Genomic DNA, 23,148 nt, shown 5'->3' with positions numbered 1-23,148 from the left:
TATAATGAAAAATTAATTATATAATTAAAACTACATTATGTTATAATACATAATGCAAATTACATTATATGAGGGTTAAACATGGATGAAATTGCAAGCATTACAGATACAAATTTAACTGAAACACAATTCTACAACAGGGCAGATGAAATTAATATGCTGTCAAGTCTATTAGGAAGCACTGAATTCAATTCATCCCCCACCATACTATTGACTGGAATTAGAGGGGTAGGGAAGACGGCGCTCATCAAAAAAATCAAAGATAAATTTGATAAGGAATATTTGGTAGTAGATATTGATCTGTCAAGAAGTAATGCATACCAACAAAAAAAGCTAAGTCGAGGCAGCATAATCAAAATAATCTATGATGCAATAATAAAAGCTTCGAAGGAATTCGGCTTAAGAACACTTGACAAGAAAATAGAAAAATACTTTAAAACAAATAAATTCAAGATAGATAAGATTTTATCTTATGAACACATTCCAGTACCAGTATTTGAAAGTGAGGAGAATTATGCAAGATTAGCTGATTTTGTAATGGAATTGCCCCAAAAAATTTACGAAGACAATAGTGACAAATTAAAAGGAGTATTCATTTTCATTGATGAAATCCAATTGATTAAAGATTTAGACAATGTGGACAAATTTTTATGGTATATACGTAGTTTCATTCAAAACCAAAAAAATGTGGCATACTTATTTTGTGGAAGTATGAGTTTGAAAGACAGTTTAATCAATGATTTAAATGGAAAAAATGGCGCATTTGGAGGAAGGATGCTAACAATCGAAATTCATCCATTTTCAAAACAAACAACAAGGGAATATATTGAATCAATTCCAAGAAACATATTGATGGATGATGGCGGATTTGAAAGATTTTACAAATGTACTCGAGGAATACCTTATTACATCAACATATTTGCAAAAATTCTTCCAGAAAACATAACCTTAACAGAAAATAACATTATTGAGTTATTTAAGGATTCGATTGATTATCTTGCAGTACATTTTATATTTATGTGGTCTAAATTAACATTTCAAGAACAAAAAATAATTATTTCTTTAGTTGGAAACCCTAAAAAGAGAATTGAAATAGCAAACACTTTAGAGGTTACAAGCGGGTCACTTAATAGGCCATTGAATCGTCTACTTGATTTTGACTTAATTGAATATGTAAATGACAAATACCAAATTACTGACCCAATACTCACCTACTGGCTTCAGAATTGTTATGAAAAGAATGGAATATATCCATTTAGAAGTATTTAATTAGCATTAGTTTTGGATTTGCTTTCAAAAGTTTTTTAATTATTACAAAATAAAGTATCCTAGAGTTCAGTGGTGTTAAAAAGATAAGCATGCGAACTATATCATACGTTTTATACGAAATGTTCGTATTTCTCTCAAATAATCTATTTAAATATTGTTAAATTTTGATAAAGTTTAGCAATAGGGTGTTTAAAAAATCATTATTTATTCATGCTTTTAATTTTCCGTATGAATAGTATTGCGATAATAATTCCAGTACCCCAAGTAAGAGCTTTTCTTACAATACTTTCAAATGATAAATCAATATTATTTAAGTTAATAACGGAATGTCCTGTTATCATGAAACATATTAATAAAAATATTGCACCTACTGAAAAAAGAAGTAGTAAACATCCACTTATTCTCCTAACTTCAAAAAATAAGACTTTATTAAGTTTGTCCGGTGCAACAGCAAGTATTTGGAAAATCAAAGTTACTAAAATCAAACAAATTGATAGTTTTGGATTATTCAATTTAAATGCATTGATATAACCAAAAAGCCCTATAGCCACACTCAACAATCCATACCATGCAGGAGTATAACCTAAAATAATATCTTCACCTTCAATGCAACTTTCATCATTAAAAACATCATCTCTGAAATATAATGCAAATGATGGAATAATGAAAGCAAAGGAAATTACAACCCCTAGAAAGACTTCATTCATTATATATGAAATTGTTATTGCTGTAAGTATTATTCCTGGAGCGAATGAAGCCAAGAACTTAGAAAAAAATTCATATGTATTTCCAAATCTGATGTCTGAGTCAAGTTTATATTTTTTCTCTAGATTTTCATAAGTTAACATGCAGTACCACCAAGGAGCAAACAAAACAACATATAATGCCCATAATGCTATTGTAAACCAACCACTGGGTGTAGTAGCCATTACTATAGCGAACAATAGAAGTGGAACAGTAAAAATCAGTATGTGGTATATTCTTTCCCTGATTGTTAAACTTTTAATATCAATTGGGAATAGTATTTTTAGTAATCTTGAATTAACCATGAAATCACAAGTAAAATATTTTTGATATAAATTTATTAGATTTTTATATTATTTAAATCAAAAGTAAATTTTTGCACGCCATATTATTGTGAAAAATCATTGTTTTCATGTTTAACCATGATTATTTCACGTTTCGCCTTAAGGTATAGAAGATTATCGGGGATGGTTTTTTACTAGTAGTCGATGTAAAAATAATTTAATTACTATATGTATTATCAACTATTCATTAAAAAAATAATAAAAGAAAATTATTTTTTCATTTTTCTTTCAATAGCTTTAACTCTGGATAATGGTACTTCTGCAGATTTAGCAACTACTTCAGCTCTCATTCCATGTCTTAAAAGATTTCTAATAATTCTAATTTGTTCTTGATTTACTTTATTTTCTGCATATTCATGTATTAAACTCATTCTATCACCCAACAAATCGCGTAATATGTTTTTTGTTTTTTCATCCTCAACGAATTTGTCTACAATCAGCCATTCAATTCCATAAACTAATGCTTTAATTGATGGAGTTAATCCTTTTAAGTCGATTAATGTATTTACCACATATTCGACATAATCTTCAACACCATCATTTTTTTCAATGATGGGAACTAAAGCAAATAAGATCAGTTCTTTTCCAGATATTTCGGTATTGTCTTTAAGTTTGTCATTAATGGTATTAATAATTTCTTCACTGTCATAATCAGTTAAACTAATCACGTCATAAATGAAGTCATTGTCTTTGTTCACGGTATATATGATTTTTTTAGATTCTTCTGCAGTGGTAAAAACACATAGGTTAACTTCTTTTGGGTTTGAATCGAATTTATAGTCGGATATTGCCACATATATGTGGAATCTTTGGTGATGTTTTTTTCCGACTTTTGTTGATTGAAGTTCGATTATCAATATTTCATCATCCAATTCCAGTATTATATCTGGCACAAATGTCGCTGGATCTAGTTGGCGCAATTCTGTTGTCATTATCTTGACTTTTTTGGATTTTTTACCTAAGATATCTAAGAATATTCGTGCATCTTCCTCACTAACCTCTTTAAATATCATGTCTTCCTGAAATTCTGACATCTAAAAACCTCTTAAATTAGTTTAATATAGTAATATATTTCTAATATTATTTAAATTTATCATTAAAATAATTTACATTATTTAATTTAAAAAATATTATGTAATAACATCAATTTTGTAAATCTAAATCAATTTTATGAAGTGAAGTAAATATTACGTGATGAGAACAATTTTTTAAAAAAAGAAACATTAGAATCATAAGATTTTTCTATTGTTATAATGAAATTTATTAAGAGGCATTAGTGTAATAAATCAATAAGGTTGCGAACTATATCATACGTTTTATACGAACAGTTTTATAGCTCAGATATTTTTTATCTCCGGGCGTTCCTCCAAACTTTTTATAAAATAAGTTCATCGACATAATTATTTCTTAAATAAAGTTTAAATAGTCGTTATTTCGTGATTTAAGAAGCAAGTAACCACTTACATTCGGAAATCTTTATATATTGACTTTTATAGATACATGAACAGCGAAAGCACATTCAAAAACAATTAAGATGGTGATTATTATGAACATGAAAATTTTATTCCCAATATGTTTATTATTAATAGCAGTTGCATGTATTGGATTTGCATCTGCTGCAGATACAAATAACAATACACCTAGCCTTGAAGAACCGCAAACTATAGAAGCAATCGGCACATCTAATGTGATCGATGATACAGGTATTAATGAGGTCGTTGATACAGGTGTTAGTGAAGTTCAAACCACTGTCAATCATACAGTTCCTGTAAAAGAAGTTAACAACACTGACATTCAACAGGATGCAATAGTTTCTGACAACTCTGCTAACACTTCTTCAAACAATACCATTAAAGGTCCGACAAAAAAATCTGATTTAGACATCAAGGGGCCAAAAAAATCCACTCTTGACATTAAAGGGCCAAAAATGTCAGATAAAATTAAAAAACAAGACCAAGAAATTGCAAAATATTACATTTGGGCAACTAAAAACAAGATAAATCGTGGTCATGTAATTTTAGAAATATTCAAAACTCATACTCTTCAAGAAACTGCTGATATCGCCGCTAAAGTATTATCAAGAATGGAACCACATAGCGACCCCTACTGCGCTTCAGATATTAAAGATATGATGCGTCTTATGTATGATGGCTCAGGAAGGTATGAAGATATATATGGGGATATAGAAGGGAACTATGGAAGTGAAATAAGACTAATAATGTTCCAGAAAAACCCTACATTTGATCCATTCGTTGGCCTTCATATGTTCATCTTCGGTGTGGAATAACCAAACATCACCATATTTTTTCTTTTTCATATTCTTTTTTTAATAATTTAGTATTATCGATTTTTAAGTGCTTTTTCAGTAGCTCGAATGGCACCTGCACTATGTATGCGAACAACTTTATTTTCGTCATTTTCTGAAATCCACTCTAATTTTTCAAGGTAAGGCTTCACATATTCAGGCTTACTTTTTCCAATAACCCTAAACATTTCAGGAGCTTCTATCCTGACCTTTTCGCCGGGATCAGATATCATATCGAAAAATATTTCCAGCTTTTCACAAAAAAGCTCGGGGGCATTTGTAGCTATATTCTCACAGGCCCAGATGAATGCATGTCTGACGTTTTGCGATTCGTCGCTTCTCATTGCCATTAATCTGTCCAAGTGGGGAATTATCAGATTTTTGTCCGCTCTTCCTATTCTTCCAATCGCATTTGCTGACCTTTCCCGCAGCTTGGAATTGTCATCTTCCAGGTAACCGGCAATATCTCCAACATGCCCTTCAATTTCTGTGGGATATTTTAGCCCCATCTCGCCGAGAAGCCACAATGCCTTTGCCTTAACTGCAATAGGATAATTTCCATTTAATTTGGATGCGACATCATCAATATTGTCTTTCCAGGTTTCCTTATTTTTCGTGATGTCTCTTAATTCGTTAAGTGTTTCATCATTCAAGCTATCGACCGGTTTCATTCACGAAGTTTCATTACTCCTTTCTTGCTGACAATCTTGTCGATTCCGGAGTTTTTAATCATTCTAAAGCATATCGGACAAGGTTCTGCATCCTCTATTTCCACCCATCCGTCATCGTCATACTTCTCTCCAGCCAGAAAGATTGTTGAGCCAAGCATCTCGTTTCTGCTTGCACTGAGCATTGCATTCTGTTCGGCATGGACTGAAAAGCAGTCATTATAGTCTCCTGAATTTGATGGAAGGTTCATTCTTTTACAGTCGCCCCTGTCGCAACAGTTTTCCTCGCCTCTTGGGTTTCCGTTATATCCTGTACTAATTATCTCATCGTTGTTGACAATCACTGCCCCATATCGTCTTTTAAGACAAGTGCTTCTTTTTGATACTGCAAAAGCAATTCCAAGGTAATATTCATTCTTGCTCATACGCTTTGTGTTGTTTTCATCTGCCATGTTTTTTATCTCCTTTAAATTAAATTAGTTCTTAATAATGCTTAAATGTTGTTTTTCAAATCATGAGGATATGTCCTTTATGACTTCTCCGGCTATTATGAGTCCTGCAACTGAAGGAACAAATGAAACGCTTCCCTTCACCTTGAATTTCAGGCCTTGATTTATTGGATGGTCATTTGTGTTTATCGCATGCTCCTGTGAATAGACCACTTTCAGCTTTTCGATGTTTCTCTTTCTAAGGTCCTTTTTCATTATCTTGGCAAGGGGGCATACGGATGTCTCATATATGTCGGCCACTTCAAACATTGTCGGATCCAGTTTGTTTCCGGTTCCCATTGATGAGATTACAGGAACGTTGATTTCATCGCATTTGCATATGATTGCAATCTTGGCCATTATGGTGTCCACGCAGTCAACGGCATATGACAAGTCCTCTGTGATAATGTCGATTTCACAGTCGGCCATGTAGAATTCCTTGTATGTCTCGACATTTGCATCCGGATTGATTTCAAGTATCCTTTCCTTCATGACGTCGACCTTATGCTTTCCGATTGTGTTTACATTTGCAATCAGCTGCCTGTTGATGTTGCTTTCATCTATCTTGTCATAATCCACCAATATGAAATTGCCCACACCACTTCTTGCAAGTCCCTCACAAACGAATGAGCCTACGCCGCCAAGGCCGAAAATTGCGACTTTTGCGTCCTTCAATTTTTCCATTCCATCATTTCCAATCAACATTTCTGTTCTTGAAAACTTCTCATCCATATCATTTCACCAAAAAATTTAATTTAACTAATCTTATAATAGTTATACAATTGAGAGCATAAATAATCTTTTTAATTTTGTGATTTTCATGATGATAGATACACATTGCCACATTTATGATAGTGAAATGGAAAATGCAGAAGAGATAATAATAGATGCTGCAGAAAATGATATTCACATGATACTTAACGGCACAGACCCTAAAAGCAACAGGGAAGTGCTGGAATTGGCCTCTAAACACGATAATGTCCATGCAGCCCTGGGATATTTCCATACTTTTGCAGATGATGTGACAGATGAGGACATCACATTGCTGCACCATCAGCTTGAAAATAGCAATGTTGTGGCTGTTGGTGAGATTGGCCTTGACTATTACCACACCAAGGAGAACAGGGACGCTCAAATCAACCTGTTTGAAAAGATGCTTGAACTGGCCGAAAAGCATGACCTACCGGTCATAGTCCATTCCAGAAAATCGATGCAGGACACTTTCGACATATTGAAGGGTCATGAAGTGGCCGGATCCATGCATGCATATAACGGTTCGGCCGAAATGGCCAGGGAATTCGTTAAACTGGGTTTTTATATCGGCGTTGGGGCAACAATCACCCACAAAAACAACAGGAAAACAAGAAAAACCGTAAGGGAAATAGGTATTGATGGCATTCTCCTTGAAACCGATTCACCATACATGCCTCCTGAAGAAAAGAGAGGTGAGATGAACACTCCACTGAACCTGGAATTCATCACAGGCAAAATAGCCGAGGAACTGGCCATGAGTGAAGATGTTGTTGTTGAAATCACCACTCAAAACGCCAAGAGACTGTTTGGGATATGATTTTTCAAGGTGCTTTTTGCCGATAACTCTGTTAATTGTACGAACTATTTTATATGTATTAAAACGAACAGTTCGTATTTATTACATTCCAATATTTTATAAATGTTCAATTATTTTTAATTTTCTTATTATTTTGAACAATTTTTAATTTTTAGTTAACTTTATTAATCAATAAACTATATATAATACTATATATCTTGGGGGATTAATTAATGAGTGAACAAAAACCAATACAAATTTTCTCAAACATGCATGAAAACATTGGAGTAAATGTTGTAAAAAGTCCAGTAAAACTAACAATCCTTGAAATGTTGCGAGACCGTGACATGGAATTCGACGAAATCGTAAGCAACACAGGAAAATCAAAATCAACAGTTTCAGTTCACTTGAAAAGTCTGCGAGAAAACGGTATAATCTCATACAGGGTTCATCCGGTTGACAACAGAAAGAAAATATTCTATTTGAACTCAAAATACATCGGATCCGTTAATATCTCAGAGCCAAAGGAGATAGAAGAGACCCAATCCAACTACCTTGTTGAAAACCTTGTCGATGACGATGCGGAATTTTCAACACTGCTTTTCCATACCTTAAAGGCAATGCTAATCCAGGAAGGGGTCAACATAGATCCAATCCTTCAGTCAACAGGAAACAGCATAGGCAAGTCCATTTTTCAAAAGATGTATGATGAGGACTTGGACGTGTTCATGGATAATATTGCTGAGTTTTGGCAGAAAAAAGGCCTTGGAAGGCTAACCTACAAGATAGGTCAAATCATTAAAATCACAACATACGACTGTTTCGAGTGTCAATTGCTTCCAAGAACAGGTAAACCGGCATGCTTTTTGGATACCGGAATCTTTGAAGGTCTGTTTACAGAATTTTTCAATATGCCGGTAAGCGTTATAGAAACCCAATGCTACACAATGGGTGATGAGAAGTGTGTGTTTGAGATAGAACCTCAACACATCAAAAACTACTAGTCATCAAACTTGATAATGGTTGTTGTAAGGTAAGGTTTTTCATTGGAAAAGCCTTCAATAATTTTTTCATTTTCACGAGTACAGTTTTGAACGGAATAGATATCCTTAGGTCTGTTTTTCTCTTCGATTTTTGATTCCAACTCAGAAGTGTTTCTTGAAGCTTTCATAAGCACGATTGAATCGCTGTAGTCAAGGACATTTTCCAGTCTGTCATCGATTTTAGGAACAACGGTTAAAATGTCGTTTTGCTCCACAAGAGCCTCATTTCTTGCAGCCGCACATGCGGTGAATGAGGTGATTCCAGGGATTGTCTCGATTTCATATCTTCCTTTTAATCTTTTTTGAACATAAGAGTAAGTGCTGAATATTGAAGTGTCCCCAAGTGTGATGAATGCAACGTCCCTTCCGCTGTTGAGGTATTGTGCAATCATTTCAGATGCGCTGTCCCATATCTTTTCAAGCTCTTCTTTATCTTCAATCATTGGGAAAATAGGTTCAACCAGCATTAACCTTTTATAATCTTTTCTTTCTTTGAGGATTGGTCTAACGATAGATAATGCAATGCTTTCTTTTTCTTTTGCGGATTTTGGTGAAAATACTACTGGCACAGTTTTCAATACATTGGCAGCCTTTAATGTCAATAGTTCAGTGTCTCCAGGTCCAACACCAATTCCGATTAGTTTTCCTTTTTTAGTCATATAATCACTTTTACGTTTAAATTACAATTTTGCAAAATTCTTGTCTACTACTTATTTATAGTACTACGTGACTAATATATTTTTAATGTCTAATTCTATGTTTTGTCCAAATTGCGGCATGCTTAAAAGCAATTGCACCTGTGGAAAGTACTCCAATGATAAACCTAAGGGTCCAACTAATCTGTTTAGCTTTGCTAAGCCAAGAACATCATCAATTCTTGATGATGAGATACCTGACGTTTATTCAGTTGACGACTACCAGCAGGATGAGGGGACCGCCGCATACCTGAAGGAAATATACCCGCACATTGATGATGAGATAATCGTTAACTTCCCATTCGAAAAGCCAAGGATGGGTCAACTGGAAATCATACAGGATATTAACGATGCAATCCGCAAGGGATATAAATACATTATCCTTGAAGCCGGAACAGGAACAGGAAAATCTGCAATAGCCACAACACTGGCTAAAATGTACGAGTCAGCATATATCCTGACAATGACCAAGCAGCTTCAGGCACAATACTCAAATGAATTTGCATTCCCTCTCGTTAAGGGAAGGGGAAACTTCGCCTGCCTGAACGAGAATCTTGAAACCACATGTGACATGGGTGCATGTAAGACAACACCGACATCAAGCAAGTTCTTCTGCCCATATGGCGTTGCAAAAAATCCAACATTGGATGCGGAGCTTGCATTTGAGGACTCATTTGGAGGAACAGTGTTCTACCAGTCAGACGCCCACTGCCATTACTGGAACCAGAAGGCAAATGCGGTAAACTCACCGATCACACTGATGAACTATGACTATGCGATAGTTGAACTTAATTACGTCAAGCACTTCGGAAAGCGTTCCCTGCTCATTCTCGACGAGGCCCACAACATTGAAAACAAGCTGATGTCCACAATGGAGGTCACAATATACAACCGCACAATCGAAAAGGACATTCACAAGACAATGACCAAGGAGCTTCTTGAAGACGGTGAGCTTGAGGACTGGATAATGGAAGTCGATGCGATACGCGATGCCTATGAGGACATTGACCTTAAGGATGTAAGCAAGAACAAGGCAGACAGGATAAGGTCAACAATCGGAAGGCTCAAAAGCCTCAAGAACAACCTTGAAAACGAGCCTAAAAACTGGGTCATCGACACTGACGAAACCAGTGTAGTGTTTAAGCCGTTGAGAGTGCACCATTATGCAAAAAACAATCTGCTGAAATACGGTGATGTTGTAATATTTATGAGCGCAACAATACTGTCCCATAAGATGTTTTCAAAATGGCTCGGATTGAATCCTAAGGAAGTCTATCACATAAAGGTTGACAGTCCGTTTACAAAGGAAAAAAGGCCAATCATACTTAATCTGGCAGGAAAGATGTCTGCCAACAGGATTAAGCAAACAGCTCCAAAGACAATTCCTATTTTGCAGGAAATTCTTAAAAAGCATGAGGGCGACAAGGGCCTTATACACACTCACAGCTACAAGTGCCAGCAGTACATCACAAACAACCTCTACAATTCAAGGCTGGTGTCACACACTCCGAAAAACCGTGAGCAGATACTCAATTTCTTTGAAAAGGATGAAAATCCGTTGGTTCTGGTTTCACCGTCAATGAGTGAGGGCGTTGACTTGCCATATGACAAGTGCAGATTCCAGGTAATCTATAAGATACCGTTCCCATACCTCGGCGACAAGCAGGTGAACATGAGAATGAAAAGGGATAAGAAATGGTATGCATACAAGACCGTAATGACCCTGATGCAGGCTTATGGGCGTGGAATGAGGGCTGAAGACGATTCCTGCTACACTTACATTATCGACAGCGACATCAACATGATATTCAAAAGCCCAATGTACAGGTCATTGATTCCTGACTTTTTCAAGGAAGCGGTTGTTAGGTTAAAATAAGGCGGACCTGGAGGGATTTGAACCCCCGATCTCAGGATCCGAAGTCCTGCGTCATTCCTGACTAGACCACAGGCCCTAAAAAATTAATAAATATTATTTTATTCTTCTTTTTTTTCTGAATCGATGGAAATGATTTCCAAATCTTCTAAATCTTCAACTTCAGCAAAGATGTCGTCAATGGATTCGGTGTCAAGCTTAGCCTGTTCATATTCCATATCTTCGATTTCTTCATTTGTCAAGCCTTTTTTCTCAGCAGGCTTTTCCTTTGCAGGTGGAATGTCATCCAAATCCTCCTTGAGTTTAGGCTTGTTTTTAGAATCAGTAGGTTTTTTCAGAGAAGATTTCAGTTCATCCATGTCAAATTCTCCTATCTTGTAGGATTCCTTGTCCAATGGAATTTCACTTTTTGGTATAACTTTCGGGGATGGTTTTTCAGGTTTGGTTTCAGTAGTTTCATCGTCGTCTTTTTCATCTTTTTCAATATCGTCGATACTACTGGTAATCCTCTCAAATGGGTTGCTTAGGTTTAATAATTTGTAAGCACCGTAGAACAATAATAACATTCCTACAATGAGGAATATGATAAACATGAAACTGGTTTCACCGGCAACAACGTTATCAATGACTCTATCGCTGCGTGATTCGAAAATAAATACTGAGATAATAAGCAATATAACTCCTAAAATTGTGCTTGCAATGGCTAGAATAGGTTTGCCACCAATTTTAGCATTTATCATATGATCGAAGTTCTCGCTTATTTCTCCAACAATGTCATCGCCGAAATCATCCACTTCATGGATGACATCGCCTTCTTCAACATCTTCAGTCTTTGGAGCTTTAATTATGAAGTCTTCATCAATCGGATTTTCTTCTAAATTAATGGCATCGCTGTCTTCATCGCCTGGATGGTAGATGAATTCATCATCGATTTCTAATCCCTCGAAATCCACTTGTTCTTCGTTGAGATAGTCTATCAATTCACTATCTTCTTCAATATCTTCGATGGATTTAATCTCATCGTCCTTGATATTGTTGATCATGCCTTTCAAGTTAGAAATCCTATGCTCTTTTTCTTTAGAATCCTTCATAAGAAAACCCCTTAATCGTATTCTCTCCATTTATGCTTACATTTGAGACATGTGAAAAAACGGGTAGGTGCTTCATCTGCACTACGAGTTTGTTTTAATTCATAAGTAGCTTTATTGTGTCCACATTTAGGACAGATTTCAGTAACTCCTTCTCCGGGGTCCAAGTCTTCAACATACTTGACGGTATTTTTTGATTCATGTTCACCGATGGAAATATTTTCATAGTTATCAGTGTCTGCAGCCTTATCGGAATATCCGCAGGTATTGCATGTCAAAACACCATCAACCGGAAACATCATTGCTCCACATTTCGGACAAAAATCCATTTAATTCTCTCCCTAAGTTGTTATATAATCATTAATTTTTTTTTCAAGTTATTTAAATATTATACCTTAAAAACTATTTTTAGCCTTTTTTATGCAATCTTTAATGATTTGTTCATGGTCAAAGGCAAGTTCGATTTCATCAAGTTCACGGGCATTGAAAACATTAATGTCTTTTGCATCGTCATCCGCTTTTCTTGTGTCAAAATCACCTTTTGCAATATATGCAACAGTTACTGTGTGTCCCCTAGGGTCTCTGTCAGGTTTTGAGTAGACATTGACCAGATTAATAAGTTCAACGTCAATGCTTGTCTCTTCTTTTGCCTCTCGTATTGCTGCTGTTTCTACACTTTCACCGTATTCTACAAATCCTCCAGGCAATGCCCAGCAATCCTTATAAGGGTCATTTCCCCTTTTGATTAGAATGAAATTCAAATCATCATCAAAAATAAAGATATCGGCTGTCAAGGAAGGATTTCTATACTTTGCCATCAAATCACATTAAAAATAAAAGTGTTGAAGCTATAAAGCTTCATCAATAAGTTTTTTAAATTCAGAACTCTCTTTCTGTAATTCTTCAGCTGCTTTTTTCAATACTTTTCTTGGTCTTTTTCCTCTTTTGGTCTTGATGGTCATTTCAGGTTTTCCGGTAAGAGGGTGATCGATATTGTAAACAGCATATTCGACGTCAGGGTCTTGCATTAGGATGTGTCTTAAGGCATTGCAGATGCCGTGGCTTTCATCCTTCACAATAAATGTGAGTTCTAAAGTTTTATCCTCAACGATTTCAAAATTTTCCATTTTATCAACCTTAATTAATCATTAACATAGTTTGTAGAGACTTTACGTCTTTCTTTTTTATTACAGGTATTGCACTGAAGCTCATTTTCCTTTTGTGTAGTATGCATGTAATCCCTGCAGCGGGTACACATTGCCTTTAGGACTCCACAATCGTCATCAACGGTTCCTAAATCAACATTATCTCCAGTTATCTTAACAACTTTTGCCTGGATAATGTCTCCTATTCTGAAAGCATCGGACAATTTTTCCAAATAGTCCTTTTTAGCCTGTGAAATGTGTATGGCTCCCATGTAAGGCAAGGCCAATGGTCTTCCATTATCTTTCATACAGTCAATCTTAACGTTAGCCCTTTGTGGTTTGATGTCGGTAATCTGACCGTAAACGATATCGCCCACTTTTAAAAGAGCCGGTTTAGCATCTGACACAACAGAAATAACCTTCATTTTTTGATTAATTTTAACATTACCAAGTACTGATGATTTAATGTCACCATTATCGTCATAAGTACCTTCGCCTGGGAGGTATTGTTCTATAATTCCGATCTTGTCTCCAGGCATCACGATTTTTTCATCTTCTGCACTCATATCAAAATCCACCAAATATAAAGATTTTACTAAAAATTTCTTTAATATTATAATTTTAGGTGATGTTTATATTTAAAAGTATTTATATATTGATAATATTTTTTCTTAAGTTGCTGTTTTGAATAAAAAATAGAAAAGTAAAGTTTTCACTTTACTCATATCTTTCATGGAATAGGATTTCATCCAGCTGGTAGTTTTCCCATTCGCGCTTGTTCAGGACTATCTCCAATTCCTGTGGTGTCAATAGAGGCTTTTTGTACATCTGGGAATCGTCAATGGCTATTCTTGGACATGCGCTTACGACAAATGCGTCAAGTTCCATATATGGCAATAATACTTCAGGTGACACATTGTCGACCAGTATGATGAATGCCTCCATTTTAGCCTCTTCAAGTGTTTTTTTGATTTCCTTTGCAAGCATCATACGGTACTGGCCCTCTTTTGAGGAAACAAGTATTCCCCACTTTTCGGCTGAGCGGGCCTTGGTTATTCTTGCAAAGCGGATTCTTAAAATCCTGTCTGCAAACTCATCCATGCTTCTGATTTCCGAATTGTACGGATCAAGTGCCAGAACAGGTGTCTTTGTAAACAGCTTTATTCCTAACGGGTGGAAATTTCCGCTTCCGATAAACAGGGTCACGTCAACCTCCAGGTCCTTGATTGATGAGAAGTTGCATCCCAATACTTGGCCCTTACGGGTTGATGGGGATGAGCCTAAAATGACTTCCTTGCCGTTGTCCTCCAGGAAATCCTTCGCTTCACTTAAAAGGTGCAAGTGCTGTGTTGTAGTGACAAGCCCTATTCTTGAGTAATCCTTAAGGTATTCAAGGCTCTTTTTCAGGTCCTTTTTAATGTCGATTTTTGAAAATGCCTCTATGAAGAGTGTTGGAACCTCATATTTCAACGGGAGCGGAGTGTGGCCGTAGTGGATGATAAGGTCAACTGAGCCTTTCATCTTCCAGTCGCTGACATCGCACGCTCCGAAGCATGGGTCTCCTGATATGATGACGATGGCATCTGTTTCCTCTTCGATTATGCGGGCTATTTTAGTTGCCTGGATTTTAAGGCCTTCCGGAAACTGCAATCCAACGGTTTTTGCGTCGATTGAGTTGATTTTTCGGATTGCCCTGTCCAAATCCATATCGTACATTGACATTTTAATCTTCGATTGTGCTTTCGATAACTACCTTGCCGTCAATAACGTCCAATTTCACAATGGATAACACGTCAATTCCGGTTTCCTTTTTAACTATTTCCTTACCTTCGCCCTTGTCGATGATTGCAACAACTGATTTCAAGTCAAGTCCCATGTCCTGCAGGGTCTTGATTAATGCAATCAATGTTCCTCCGGTACTTACCACATCGTCGATGAGTAATATCTTTTCGCCTTCATGTAAATCGTTCACATAAAGGTTTGATGAACCGTAACCGGTTTTCTGATAAACTTCCTTTTCGCCTGGAAGACCGTATTGCCTTTTACGGATTACAACAAATGGAATGTCTGTTGCAAGGGACAATGCGGTTGCAAGGTGTATTCCCATGGCCTCAACAGCGACAATCTTGTCGATGTCTAAATCAGCATACTTGTGAACTGCAAGTGACAATTCTCTAAGCATTAACGGGTCCATTGCTGGAACACCATCACTTATAGGGTTTACAAAGTAGTTGTATTCACCTTTTTTAACAATCGGGGATGCTTCTAATGATTTGATTACTTCTTCTAACATGTCTCTCACACAAAAATTATTAAACACTTAATAAATATAAATATATTTTAATATAATTTATAAATTATTATTCAAGTGATTACTATGCTCGGAAATTTAGGAGAAAATCTTACTAATACCATGAAAAAATTAGTGGGAATGTCAGTGATTGACAAGAAAACAATTAAGGAAGTTGTAAAGGATATTCAACGTGCCTTAATCCAATCTGACGTTAATATTAAATTAGTTTTAGATTTATCAAAGAAAATAGAATCCCGTGCTCTTGAAGAGGAACCTCCAAAGGGTATCACTCCACGGGAACATGTAATAACAATCATCTATGAGGAAATGGTCAACCTGCTTGGAAGCGAAGCCGCTGGCCTTGAAATCAACGACAGGCCATACAAGATTCTCTTTTTAGGTTTGCAAGGTTCAGGTAAGACCACAACAATCGGTAAATTGTGCAGATACCTTCAGAAAAAGGGTTTCAATCCTGCAGTCGTATGTACAGACACATGGAGACCTGCAGCTTATGAACAGTTAAGGCAACTCACAGAAGAGATGGATGTGCCTTTATATGGGGATCCTAACAACAAGGACGCATTGGATTTGGCCCAAAAGGGTTTGCAGGAATTCAAGAACCGTAAGGTCATAATCTTCGATACAGCCGGAAGGCACAAGGAAGAATCAGACCTCATTGCCGAAATGGATGAGCTCGACAACATCATCAATCCGAACGAAGCCATCCTTGTTATTGACGGTACCATCGGTCAGCAAGCAGGTGAGCAGGCAAAGGCTTTCTCACAGGCAACAGACATCGGTTCAATCATAATCACCAAGCTCGACGGTTCAGCAAAAGGTGGGGGTGCAATGTCCGCTGTAGCTGAAACAGGAGCTCCAATCAAGTTCATCGGTACAGGTGAACGTGTCGACGACTTTGAGCTATTTGACCCTGAAAGGTTCATCTCAAGGCTATTGGGTATGGGAGACATCAAGTCCCTTATCGAAAAGGCTGAGGAAAACATTGACGAGGACATTGCCGAAAAGACCATGAACAACATGCTTACAGGCAAATTCACCTTGATGGACATGAAAAACCAGTTTGAGATGATGAACAGCATGGGTCCGATGCAGCAGGTACTCAACATGATTCCTGGAATGGGAAACAAGATTACCAAGGAAGCCTCAAAGATGACAGAGGATAAAATCGACTCATATAAGATCATGATGTCATCAATGACCGAGGAAGAGATGCTCAACCCTAAAATCATCAAACAATCAAGGATTCAGAGAATCGCACGAGGGTCCGGTGTTGAAGAAAGTGAAGTCAAGGAACTTTTAAAATACTATAACAACACTAAAAAGACAATGAAAGGACTTGGAAGACGTGGCGGTCGTCTTGGAGGCGGAGCCATGAACCGTATGATGGGACAATTCATGAATAGATAATATGAGACTGGCTGAAGAAATACTGAAGGAAACCGACGGCAAGATCTGCAAGCACTGTCTAGGGCGCAAGCTGTCAAAGACAATCGAAGGCACTAACAACATCGAGAGGGCAGACAAGGTTTGCGAAGAGTTAAACATTGATTTGACTGATGTTGACTGTGTAATATGTGACAACATATTCGAAAAGCTCGATGATGAATTGTATGACAAGATTGACGCTAAAATAAATGAGTTAGGCATTGAATACGACACATTCCTTGTCGGTTCACAGATACCTAAAGACATTCAAAAGCGTGATGAAGAACTGTCCGAAAAATTCAATTTAGGTGTTGAAACACTTAAAAAGGAAGTCAACAGACTAATTGGCCTTGGAATTTGGGAAAGGTTTGATAAGGAAGCGGAATTCGAAAGGCAGGACATAGTTTTCAATATCGACCTGACAGGTGAGCCAAAGGTAAGAATCCAGATTAACCCATTATATATTGAGGGTAAATACAACAAGCTGAAACGTGGAATACCACAAACCAAATGGCCATGCGGCAAATGCAAGGGCAGAGGCTGTGAAGAGTGCAATTACACTGGAAAACAATATCCAGAATCCGTTGAAGAGTTAATATCCGAGCATTTTTTAAGATTAACCAAGGGACGGGAAGCCAAATTCCACGGTGCAGGAAGAGAGGACATTGATGTACTTATGTTGGGCTCCGGCAGACAGTTTGTCCTTGAGATAAAGGAGCCAAAAATCAGAAACCTGGATTTGGCCAAACTCGAAAAGGAAATCAATGAAATCAATGAGGGCAAAACAGCCTATCATGGCTTGAAACTATGTGAAAGGCCAAGAAAAGCGGAAATAAAGCAATCCTCACCGGATGCATATAAGGTTTACAGTGCCATCGTCAAGTGCGACGAGGCATATGATCCAGATAAACTTGAGGACTTGTTGGATTTAGGTGAAATCAACCAGCAAACTCCTTTAAGAGTGCTTAGAAGGCGAACAGACATGGTTCGCGTAAAGCATGTGCTTGACTTGTCATATGAAATAATTGATGATATGACATTCAGCATGAAAATTAAAACTGAAGGTGGACTCTACATCAAGGAACTGATTTCAGGTGATGAGGGAAGAAGCCAACCTAATGTAAGTGAAATATTGGGCGTTAAAGCAATTTGTGAACAATTGGATGTATTGGAAGTAAGCGAGAAGTGATAGCATGGCAGATGAATTTACACACTTAACAGACAGCGGAGTACATATGGTCGAAGTCGGGGCAAAACCTGACCAGAAAAGAAGGGCAATAGCAAGCGGAAGCATATTTTTGGATAAGCACACCATTGATTTGATTCAAAATGAGGAAATCAAAAAGGGTAATGTATTGACCACTGCTCAGATTGCTGGAATTCAGGCTGTCAAAAACACATCTTCAATAATACCACTCTGCCATCCTTTGGCATTGACCGGCATTGAGCTTGACTTTGAGGTCAAGGAAGATGAAATCATTGCAAGATGTGCAGTTAACACTTTAGGTAAAACAGGTGTTGAAATGGAAGCCATTACCGGTGTCAGCGTTGCTCTTTTAACAGTTTGGGATATGGTCAAGGCTGTTGAAAAGGATGAGGACGGACAATACCCAGACACTAGAATAAGCGACATTAAAGTCATCAAGAAAGAGAAAATTTAAACTTTATATATGATGAAAAAAATAATTATATTCAATTATTTTTTATGAATTAAATTTTATGGGAGACAGATTATGGCAAAAAAAGATAACAAGATTTCAATGCCTCAAACCGGTGCTGGTTTGGTAAGATACTTTGATGAAGAAAGTTTAGGTCCAAAACTTTCACCTGAGCACGTTATTGTTGCTGTTATTATTTTAGCAATATTATGCTTTGTTTTAAGATATTCTGCTTAAGAATATTTTATAAACAATCCACTACTTTTTTTACAAATTTTTGATTACTATGTTAACTAAAAGAATCATTCCTTGTCTAGATTGTGACCTGCAGGTTCCGGAAGGTCGTGTTGTTAAAGGTGTTGAGTTTAAGGAAATAAAATACGCTGGAAATCCAGTTGACCTTGCTACACGCTACTATGAGGAAGGTGCAGATGAGGTTGTTGTATTGGACATCACAGCTTCTCATGAACGCCGTGCGACAATGGCTGATGTAATCGACAGATTAACTGAAAACGTTTTCATGCCAATTTGCGTAGGCGGAGGAATAAGGAAGGTTGACGATTACATCAAGATGCTTAAGGCAGGAGCGGACAAGTGCTCCACCAACACTGCAGCCATCAAGAATCCTGAACTTCTAACCGAGGCCTCAAAGGTTGTCGGATCACAGGCTGTCGTGATTGGAATCGATGCAAAAAGAAGATATGTCAACCATCCCGATGATGCAAAGGACAAGACAGTCATTGAAACCGATAAGGGATACTGCTGGTTTGACACAAGCATCTACGGCGGACGAGAATTCACAGGAATCGATGCAATCCAATGGGCAATTGAATGCCAGGAGCGCGGAGCCGGAGAGGTATTGTTGACCAGTATGGATGGGGATGGAACCCAGAACGGCTATGATATTGAGCTCAATAAGGCAATAAATGATGCGGTTGACATTCCAGTCATTGCCAGTGGCGGTGTCGGCGAACCTAAGCATATATTGGAAGTTTTCGAAAAAACCGATGTTTCAGCTGCACTTGCTGCAAGCATATTCCACTTCAACCAATATTCAATAGGAACCGTAAAGGAATACCTTAAGGAAAATAACGTGGCTGTTCGCTTATGATTATAAAAACACCAATTGACTTGGAATTGACCCAGTTGTCAGGCCAGACTTCACAGCCTCCATGGCATGAGGTTGAAGGCACTTTTTCTAATGTTGTCAATGTTGATGGCGAACCGGTTGTCTTTAATGTTAAGCAATCCGGAGAATTTTTGGATTTCAGCTATTCCGGAGACATTTCACAAAAGCAGGCTAGCGATAAGCTCAACTACATTTTTGACTTGGATTTTGATTTGGACAAGTTCTATAAATATCTCGCCAACCATGCCGAACTGGCTGAGATGTCCGAGTTCTGCAATGGATTGAGACTGTTTTTGGCACCGGACCCATTTGAGTGTGTAATCTCATCAATCTGCTCTGCAAACAATTCCATAAAAAGATGGACCCAATCGGTTTCACAGATTAAGCAGAATTGGGGAAATCAACATGGCGATTACTATACTTTTCCTAAAAGCAATGACTTATTAAATGTATACTTGGATGATGAAGAAGAATCAGATTTGTCAAATATTCAAGATATTTCAAAGTGCACAAATAATCTAAAGAATTGTGGCGTGGGATATAGAGCACCTTACATGAGAAGGGCAAGCGAGATGTTTACAGATGAAATAGACCTTCAGGATATTTTCAGGATGAGCTATGATGAGGCATTTGAAACAATACTGAAAGTTCCGGGAGTCGGTCCGAAAGTTGCTGACTGCATACTGCTTTACGGGTTTAACTTCAGGGAAGCATTTCCCTCAGACGTGTGGATAAAGCGCATAGTTTCACACCTCTACTTTGACGGAAAGGACATAAGCGTTGCCAAGGTCCGTGAATTCGGAATGGAAGAGTTCGGTGACAATGCAGGGTATGTGCAGCTTTACCTGTTCCATTATGCAAGAAAATCAGGTTTGATGAGCAAGCTCAAATAATCTACTTTTTTTTAGAAAAAATAATATTCAAGTAAATACATTAATTTAATTATGAAAGCTACCGAATTACTTGAGGAAATCAGGGAAAACTTGAAGGATTATCCGATTGAATATCTCAGAAACAAGGTTACTGATGACAGATATAAGGACCCATTGACAAAAAGCCTTGCCAAGTACAATTCAGAAGCCTGGGATGAGATTTTTGCCTTAAACATAACTGAAGACTATGACATCAAGGATGGCGTGGTTGACAACATCAAAAATGACATTGACTTTTATTTCGACACATATGCAGGAGGGGATGAGGAAACAAGGGAGTTTACAAAATACATCTCACTTTACCTTGCATTGATGGCAAAAAGGCCATTGCATCCTGTTGGTGAGAGTCCTGCAAAGGATCATGTATTCTTGGAAAACGGCGAATACAAATGCAAGACAAGAATCATGAGCATAAAAGACGAGAACTCCTTGTGCCGTTATTGTGTCTGCAAAAATGCAGGGTATTCATTTGGATTCTAATGTATAAGTTCATATTATATAAACTCAATATAGTAATGTAATGGAAAATAAAAATTTGCTCTTGTTGATTTGCACTGTATTGTCATTTTTCACTGTTTTTGCCGTTAATGCAGTCAATATTGTAATTCCAAGCATTGCAGCTGAATTTCACATGAGCAATATAGTTCAAAACTGGGTAACCATCATCTTTTTACTTATTGTGGCAGTATTGTCCGTTCCGGCCGGTCAGATTTCCGGCAAATACGGCCTTAAGAAGGTCACCAACTTCAACATTATACTGTTTATCATAATCTCCATCGTCAATGTCCTTGTCACATCATCTGAGCAGTTTTTAGCATGCAGGTTCATCTTGGGAATTTCACTGGCATTCATCAATGTCACTTCAATGGCAATGATAGTGAATGTATTTCCTCCCGAAGAGCGTGGTAAGGCATTGGGAATAAACATTACCGGTGTTTATGTGGGGCTGTCACTTTCTCCGGTAATTGGAGGAATCCTCAACTTTAATTTGGGATGGAGATCAGTGGTGCTTTTCGGAGTTCCGTTCCTGTTTGTTATTCTGGCATTGCTTCTGACAAGAATCGATGATGAATGGTCATCATTTGAAAACATCCCTCTTGACTTGAAGGGATCTCTTGCATATGGAATCGGTATAGTGCTTTTCATGTACGGATTCACTGTTCTTAACACACAATTGGGAATAATCCTAACAATATTGGGAGTCATAATCCTTGTGATTTTCGCACTGATTGAATTAAGGCAGGAATATCCTGTATTCGACATCAGGTTTTTCAAAAACCATAAGTTCCTTTCAGCCAATTTCGCATCACTTTGCGCCTATCTGGCAACATATGCGGTTACAACAATCCTAAATTATCACTTGCAATACATTAAGGGATTCGATTCACAGACTGCAGGAATAATTCTTCTTGTGGCACCGTTATGCCAGGTTGTTCTGGCTCCGATTGCTGGAAGGCTGTCAGACAAGTTCGTTCCGCAAATCCTGGCAGCTATTGGAATGGCTCTTGGAACAATATCCCTGTTTCTCTTCTCATCACTCGACAGTGCCACTTCAATGGAGTTTCTAATAATATCAATGATAATCTACGGTGTCGGATTTGGGCTGTTTTCACCGCCGAATACGAATGTTATAATGGGTTCAGTTCCACCAAAGGACACTTCAGTGGCATCAGCGGCGGTTGCAACGATGCGTACAGTGGGCCAGGCAATGAGTATGGGCATATTGACACTTGTCTTTGCATTTGTCATGGGTGACGTTCCGATTATCGAGCAATACTATCCTATGCTGGTTCAAAGCTGTCAATTAACATGCATAATTTGTGTGGTATTGTGCATAGCATCCGTTTTCGCTTCATTTGTTGGAATCAAGGCGAAAACTTCACAATAATTTAATTTTTTAATGGCAAGACTATTATCTTATGAGTGTATAAAATAGTATACAACGATTTATTATGTGATATTATGAAAGATTTTTTAGATTTGGCCTGTGAAAGGTATTCAGTGAGAAAATATTCCGACAGGGAAATTGAGGATGAAAAACTTGAAAAGATTCTAAAGGCAGCACAGGTTGCACCAACAGGAAACAATTACCAGCCGCAAAGGGTTTTTGTAATCAAAAGTGAAGAAGGGCTTGAAAAGATCAGAAACTTCACTCCCTACTGTTTCGGCGCTCCAATAGTGCTTTTGATATGTTATGATAAGAGCGTGTCATGGAAAACCGTTGACGGACATGATGCGGGCCTTGACGATGCGGTGATTGCAACAACACAGATGATGCTTGAGGCATATGATTTGGGAATAGGCTCCGTATGGGTCAGGGGATACGACAAGAGGGTTCTCGATGAGCTATTTGACCTGCCGGAGAACATGGTCAGTGTCGCACTGCTTCCTATAGGATATCCTTCAGAAAAAGCCCGTCCTTCCCCACTGCATTCCAGAAATGTGAGCATGGACGAGATGGTTGGCTACTTATAATCGT

At 37.5% G+C, this 23,148-nt stretch carries 27 protein-coding genes and 1 tRNA gene; 14 read left to right on the top strand and 14 right to left on the bottom strand.

Translation table 11 applies throughout. The annotated features are described in order from the left end of the window. Positions 1–81: 81 nt before the first annotated feature. On the top strand, positions 82–1,269 hold the full coding sequence (locus E7Z78_RS07695) for an ATP-binding protein (protein WP_303724579.1): 1,188 nt from the start codon (positions 82–84) through the stop codon (positions 1,267–1,269). 200 nt (positions 1,270–1,469) lie between these two features. On the opposite strand, the gene E7Z78_RS07690 is transcribed toward E7Z78_RS07695, so the two are convergent. Together E7Z78_RS07690 and E7Z78_RS07685 are read right to left on the bottom strand one after the other, a co-directional pair. Continuing rightward, positions 1,470–2,318 (bottom strand): hypothetical protein, encoded by an 849-nt coding sequence (locus E7Z78_RS07690; protein ID WP_303724578.1) that lies wholly within the window; start codon positions 2,316–2,318, stop codon positions 1,470–1,472. 248 nt (positions 2,319–2,566) lie between these two features. Then, on the bottom strand, positions 2,567–3,391 hold the full coding sequence (locus tag E7Z78_RS07685) for a hypothetical protein (RefSeq protein WP_303724577.1): 825 nt from the start codon (positions 3,389–3,391) through the stop codon (positions 2,567–2,569). A gap of 500 nt (positions 3,392–3,891) precedes the next feature. Here E7Z78_RS07685 and E7Z78_RS07680 point away from each other — a divergent pair, with 500 nt between their 5' ends. Then, on the top strand, positions 3,892–4,644 hold the full coding sequence (locus tag E7Z78_RS07680; RefSeq protein ID WP_303724576.1) for a hypothetical protein: 753 nt from the start codon (positions 3,892–3,894) through the stop codon (positions 4,642–4,644). A 53-nt stretch (positions 4,645–4,697) separates the two neighbouring features. Here E7Z78_RS07680 and E7Z78_RS07675 read toward each other — a convergent pair whose 3' ends face one another. The 3 genes from E7Z78_RS07675 to E7Z78_RS07665 are packed head-to-tail and all read right to left on the bottom strand — an operon-like array spanning position 4,698 to position 6,550. Continuing rightward, complete coding sequence (locus E7Z78_RS07675; protein ID WP_303724575.1) at positions 4,698–5,315, bottom strand: HEAT repeat domain-containing protein; 618 nt, start codon at positions 5,313–5,315, stop codon at positions 4,698–4,700. A 14-nt stretch (positions 5,316–5,329) separates the two neighbouring features. Then, on the bottom strand, positions 5,330–5,782 hold the full coding sequence (locus E7Z78_RS07670) for a dCMP deaminase family protein (protein ID WP_303724574.1): 453 nt from the start codon (positions 5,780–5,782) through the stop codon (positions 5,330–5,332). A 60-nt stretch (positions 5,783–5,842) separates the two neighbouring features. Then, a complete protein-coding gene (locus E7Z78_RS07665; protein ID WP_303724573.1) occupies positions 5,843–6,550 on the bottom strand; it encodes a tRNA threonylcarbamoyladenosine dehydratase in 708 nt (235 codons plus the stop codon). 88 nt (positions 6,551–6,638) lie between these two features. Between E7Z78_RS07665 and E7Z78_RS07660 the strand changes: the two genes are divergently transcribed. Both E7Z78_RS07660 and E7Z78_RS07655 read left to right on the top strand, forming a co-directional pair. Continuing rightward, positions 6,639–7,388 (top strand): TatD family hydrolase, encoded by a 750-nt coding sequence (locus tag E7Z78_RS07660; RefSeq protein ID WP_303724572.1) that lies wholly within the window; start codon positions 6,639–6,641, stop codon positions 7,386–7,388. Positions 7,389–7,600: 212 nt separating this feature from the next. Further along, positions 7,601–8,371 (top strand): V4R domain-containing protein, encoded by a 771-nt coding sequence (locus E7Z78_RS07655; protein WP_303724571.1) that lies wholly within the window; start codon positions 7,601–7,603, stop codon positions 8,369–8,371. Here the strand turns inward: E7Z78_RS07655 and cobI are convergent. Further along, a complete protein-coding gene (gene cobI, locus E7Z78_RS07650) occupies positions 8,368–9,069 on the bottom strand; it encodes a precorrin-2 C(20)-methyltransferase (protein WP_303724570.1) in 702 nt (233 codons plus the stop codon). The genes E7Z78_RS07655 and cobI overlap by 4 nt on opposite strands. A gap of 85 nt (positions 9,070–9,154) precedes the next feature. Here cobI and E7Z78_RS07645 point away from each other — a divergent pair, with 85 nt between their 5' ends. Then, positions 9,155–10,981: a helicase C-terminal domain-containing protein gene (locus E7Z78_RS07645; protein WP_303724569.1), complete on the top strand. Its 1,827-nt coding sequence runs from the start codon at positions 9,155–9,157 to the stop codon at positions 10,979–10,981. Between the two features lie 2 nt (positions 10,982–10,983). Here E7Z78_RS07645 and E7Z78_RS07640 read toward each other — a convergent pair. From E7Z78_RS07640 to hpt, 8 genes are all read right to left on the bottom strand, one after another. Then, positions 10,984–11,057: transfer RNA gene (locus E7Z78_RS07640), tRNA-Arg, on the bottom strand. Between the two features lie 22 nt (positions 11,058–11,079). Further along, on the bottom strand, positions 11,080–12,069 hold the full coding sequence (locus E7Z78_RS07635) for a topoisomerase IV (RefSeq protein WP_303724568.1): 990 nt from the start codon (positions 12,067–12,069) through the stop codon (positions 11,080–11,082). Positions 12,070–12,080: 11 nt separating this feature from the next. Beyond that, the gene (locus tag E7Z78_RS07630; protein ID WP_303724567.1) at positions 12,081–12,395 is read right to left on the bottom strand and encodes a transcription factor S; all 315 of its coding nucleotides are present in this window, start codon (positions 12,393–12,395) and stop codon (positions 12,081–12,083) included. Between the two features lie 66 nt (positions 12,396–12,461). Continuing rightward, on the bottom strand, positions 12,462–12,884 hold the full coding sequence (locus tag E7Z78_RS07625) for an NUDIX hydrolase (protein ID WP_303724566.1): 423 nt from the start codon (positions 12,882–12,884) through the stop codon (positions 12,462–12,464). A gap of 30 nt (positions 12,885–12,914) precedes the next feature. Next, on the bottom strand, positions 12,915–13,193 hold the full coding sequence (locus E7Z78_RS07620) for a DNA-directed RNA polymerase subunit L (RefSeq protein ID WP_303724565.1): 279 nt from the start codon (positions 13,191–13,193) through the stop codon (positions 12,915–12,917). 14 nt (positions 13,194–13,207) lie between these two features. After that, on the bottom strand, positions 13,208–13,777 hold the full coding sequence (locus E7Z78_RS07615; RefSeq protein WP_303724564.1) for an exosome complex RNA-binding protein Csl4: 570 nt from the start codon (positions 13,775–13,777) through the stop codon (positions 13,208–13,210). A gap of 151 nt (positions 13,778–13,928) precedes the next feature. Beyond that, positions 13,929–14,933 (bottom strand): diphthamide biosynthesis enzyme Dph2, encoded by a 1,005-nt coding sequence (gene dph2, locus E7Z78_RS07610; protein WP_303724563.1) that lies wholly within the window; start codon positions 14,931–14,933, stop codon positions 13,929–13,931. Between the two features lies 1 nt (position 14,934). Next, entirely contained in the window at positions 14,935–15,504 is a 570-nt protein-coding gene (gene hpt / locus E7Z78_RS07605; protein ID WP_303724562.1) for a hypoxanthine/guanine phosphoribosyltransferase, read from the bottom strand. Between the two features lie 78 nt (positions 15,505–15,582). Here hpt and E7Z78_RS07600 point away from each other — a divergent pair, with 78 nt between their 5' ends. The 9 genes from E7Z78_RS07600 to E7Z78_RS07560 all read left to right on the top strand — a co-directional run bounded on the left by E7Z78_RS07600 (position 15,583) and on the right by E7Z78_RS07560 (position 23,144). After that, on the top strand, positions 15,583–16,932 hold the full coding sequence (locus E7Z78_RS07600) for a signal recognition particle protein Srp54 (protein ID WP_303724580.1): 1,350 nt from the start codon (positions 15,583–15,585) through the stop codon (positions 16,930–16,932). A gap of 1 nt (position 16,933) precedes the next feature. Further along, positions 16,934–18,139, top strand: a complete 1,206-nt coding sequence (locus E7Z78_RS07595; protein ID WP_303724561.1) for a tRNA pseudouridine(54/55) synthase Pus10 — start codon at positions 16,934–16,936, stop codon at positions 18,137–18,139. Positions 18,140–18,143: 4 nt separating this feature from the next. After that, the gene (gene moaC / locus E7Z78_RS07590; protein ID WP_303724560.1) at positions 18,144–18,611 is read left to right on the top strand and encodes a cyclic pyranopterin monophosphate synthase MoaC; all 468 of its coding nucleotides are present in this window, start codon (positions 18,144–18,146) and stop codon (positions 18,609–18,611) included. 72 nt (positions 18,612–18,683) lie between these two features. Continuing rightward, on the top strand, positions 18,684–18,845 hold the full coding sequence (locus E7Z78_RS07585; protein ID WP_292893680.1) for a preprotein translocase subunit Sec61beta: 162 nt from the start codon (positions 18,684–18,686) through the stop codon (positions 18,843–18,845). A gap of 49 nt (positions 18,846–18,894) precedes the next feature. Then, positions 18,895–19,719 carry an imidazole glycerol phosphate synthase subunit HisF gene (gene hisF / locus E7Z78_RS07580; RefSeq protein WP_303724559.1) on the top strand — a complete coding sequence of 275 codons (825 nt, stop codon included), beginning with the start codon at positions 18,895–18,897 and terminating at the stop codon, positions 19,717–19,719. Beyond that, positions 19,716–20,630 carry a DNA glycosylase gene (locus tag E7Z78_RS07575; RefSeq protein ID WP_303724558.1) on the top strand — a complete coding sequence of 305 codons (915 nt, stop codon included), beginning with the start codon at positions 19,716–19,718 and terminating at the stop codon, positions 20,628–20,630. The genes hisF and E7Z78_RS07575 overlap by 4 nt, the downstream gene beginning before the upstream one ends. A gap of 51 nt (positions 20,631–20,681) precedes the next feature. Further along, positions 20,682–21,149 (top strand): DUF2115 family protein, encoded by a 468-nt coding sequence (locus tag E7Z78_RS07570; protein WP_303724557.1) that lies wholly within the window; start codon positions 20,682–20,684, stop codon positions 21,147–21,149. 40 nt (positions 21,150–21,189) lie between these two features. Next, the gene (locus E7Z78_RS07565; protein WP_303724556.1) at positions 21,190–22,557 is read left to right on the top strand and encodes an MFS transporter; all 1,368 of its coding nucleotides are present in this window, start codon (positions 21,190–21,192) and stop codon (positions 22,555–22,557) included. A 74-nt stretch (positions 22,558–22,631) separates the two neighbouring features. Then, on the top strand, positions 22,632–23,144 hold the full coding sequence (locus tag E7Z78_RS07560; RefSeq protein WP_303724555.1) for a nitroreductase family protein: 513 nt from the start codon (positions 22,632–22,634) through the stop codon (positions 23,142–23,144). Positions 23,145–23,148: the final 4 nt, after the last annotated feature.

Origin of the sequence: Methanobrevibacter thaueri (assembly GCF_015062915.1) — an archaeon.
Lineage (GTDB): Archaea > Methanobacteriota > Methanobacteria > Methanobacteriales > Methanobacteriaceae > Methanocatella > Methanocatella thaueri_B.
Note: the sequence above shows the minus strand (reverse complement) of the source record. Positions and strands in the feature narration are given on the sequence as shown.

Coding starts and splice junctions, on each gene's coding strand:
- E7Z78_RS07695 (WP_303724579.1), top strand. CDS start 82: ATGGATGAAATTGCAAGCATTACAGATACAAATTTAACTGAAACACAA.
- E7Z78_RS07690 (WP_303724578.1), bottom strand. CDS start 2,318: ATGGTTAATTCAAGATTACTAAAAATACTATTCCCAATTGATATTAAA.
- E7Z78_RS07685 (WP_303724577.1), bottom strand. CDS start 3,391: ATGTCAGAATTTCAGGAAGACATGATATTTAAAGAGGTTAGTGAGGAA.
- E7Z78_RS07680 (WP_303724576.1), top strand. CDS start 3,892: ATGGTGATTATTATGAACATGAAAATTTTATTCCCAATATGTTTATTA.
- E7Z78_RS07670 (WP_303724574.1), bottom strand. CDS start 5,782: ATGGCAGATGAAAACAACACAAAGCGTATGAGCAAGAATGAATATTAC.
- E7Z78_RS07665 (WP_303724573.1), bottom strand. CDS start 6,550: ATGGATGAGAAGTTTTCAAGAACAGAAATGTTGATTGGAAATGATGGA.
- E7Z78_RS07660 (WP_303724572.1), top strand. CDS start 6,639: ATGATGATAGATACACATTGCCACATTTATGATAGTGAAATGGAAAAT.
- E7Z78_RS07655 (WP_303724571.1), top strand. CDS start 7,601: ATGAGTGAACAAAAACCAATACAAATTTTCTCAAACATGCATGAAAAC.
- cobI (WP_303724570.1), bottom strand. CDS start 9,069: ATGACTAAAAAAGGAAAACTAATCGGAATTGGTGTTGGACCTGGAGAC.
- E7Z78_RS07645 (WP_303724569.1), top strand. CDS start 9,155: ATGTCTAATTCTATGTTTTGTCCAAATTGCGGCATGCTTAAAAGCAAT.
- E7Z78_RS07635 (WP_303724568.1), bottom strand. CDS start 12,069: ATGAAGGATTCTAAAGAAAAAGAGCATAGGATTTCTAACTTGAAAGGC.
- E7Z78_RS07630 (WP_303724567.1), bottom strand. CDS start 12,395: ATGGATTTTTGTCCGAAATGTGGAGCAATGATGTTTCCGGTTGATGGT.
- E7Z78_RS07625 (WP_303724566.1), bottom strand. CDS start 12,884: ATGGCAAAGTATAGAAATCCTTCCTTGACAGCCGATATCTTTATTTTT.
- E7Z78_RS07620 (WP_303724565.1), bottom strand. CDS start 13,193: ATGGAAAATTTTGAAATCGTTGAGGATAAAACTTTAGAACTCACATTT.
- E7Z78_RS07615 (WP_303724564.1), bottom strand. CDS start 13,777: ATGAGTGCAGAAGATGAAAAAATCGTGATGCCTGGAGACAAGATCGGA.
- dph2 (WP_303724563.1), bottom strand. CDS start 14,933: ATGTCAATGTACGATATGGATTTGGACAGGGCAATCCGAAAAATCAAC.
- hpt (WP_303724562.1), bottom strand. CDS start 15,504: ATGTTAGAAGAAGTAATCAAATCATTAGAAGCATCCCCGATTGTTAAA.
- E7Z78_RS07595 (WP_303724561.1), top strand. CDS start 16,934: ATGAGACTGGCTGAAGAAATACTGAAGGAAACCGACGGCAAGATCTGC.
- moaC (WP_303724560.1), top strand. CDS start 18,144: ATGGCAGATGAATTTACACACTTAACAGACAGCGGAGTACATATGGTC.
- E7Z78_RS07585 (WP_292893680.1), top strand. CDS start 18,684: ATGGCAAAAAAAGATAACAAGATTTCAATGCCTCAAACCGGTGCTGGT.
- hisF (WP_303724559.1), top strand. CDS start 18,895: ATGTTAACTAAAAGAATCATTCCTTGTCTAGATTGTGACCTGCAGGTT.
- E7Z78_RS07575 (WP_303724558.1), top strand. CDS start 19,716: ATGATTATAAAAACACCAATTGACTTGGAATTGACCCAGTTGTCAGGC.
- E7Z78_RS07570 (WP_303724557.1), top strand. CDS start 20,682: ATGAAAGCTACCGAATTACTTGAGGAAATCAGGGAAAACTTGAAGGAT.
- E7Z78_RS07565 (WP_303724556.1), top strand. CDS start 21,190: ATGGAAAATAAAAATTTGCTCTTGTTGATTTGCACTGTATTGTCATTT.
- E7Z78_RS07560 (WP_303724555.1), top strand. CDS start 22,632: ATGAAAGATTTTTTAGATTTGGCCTGTGAAAGGTATTCAGTGAGAAAA.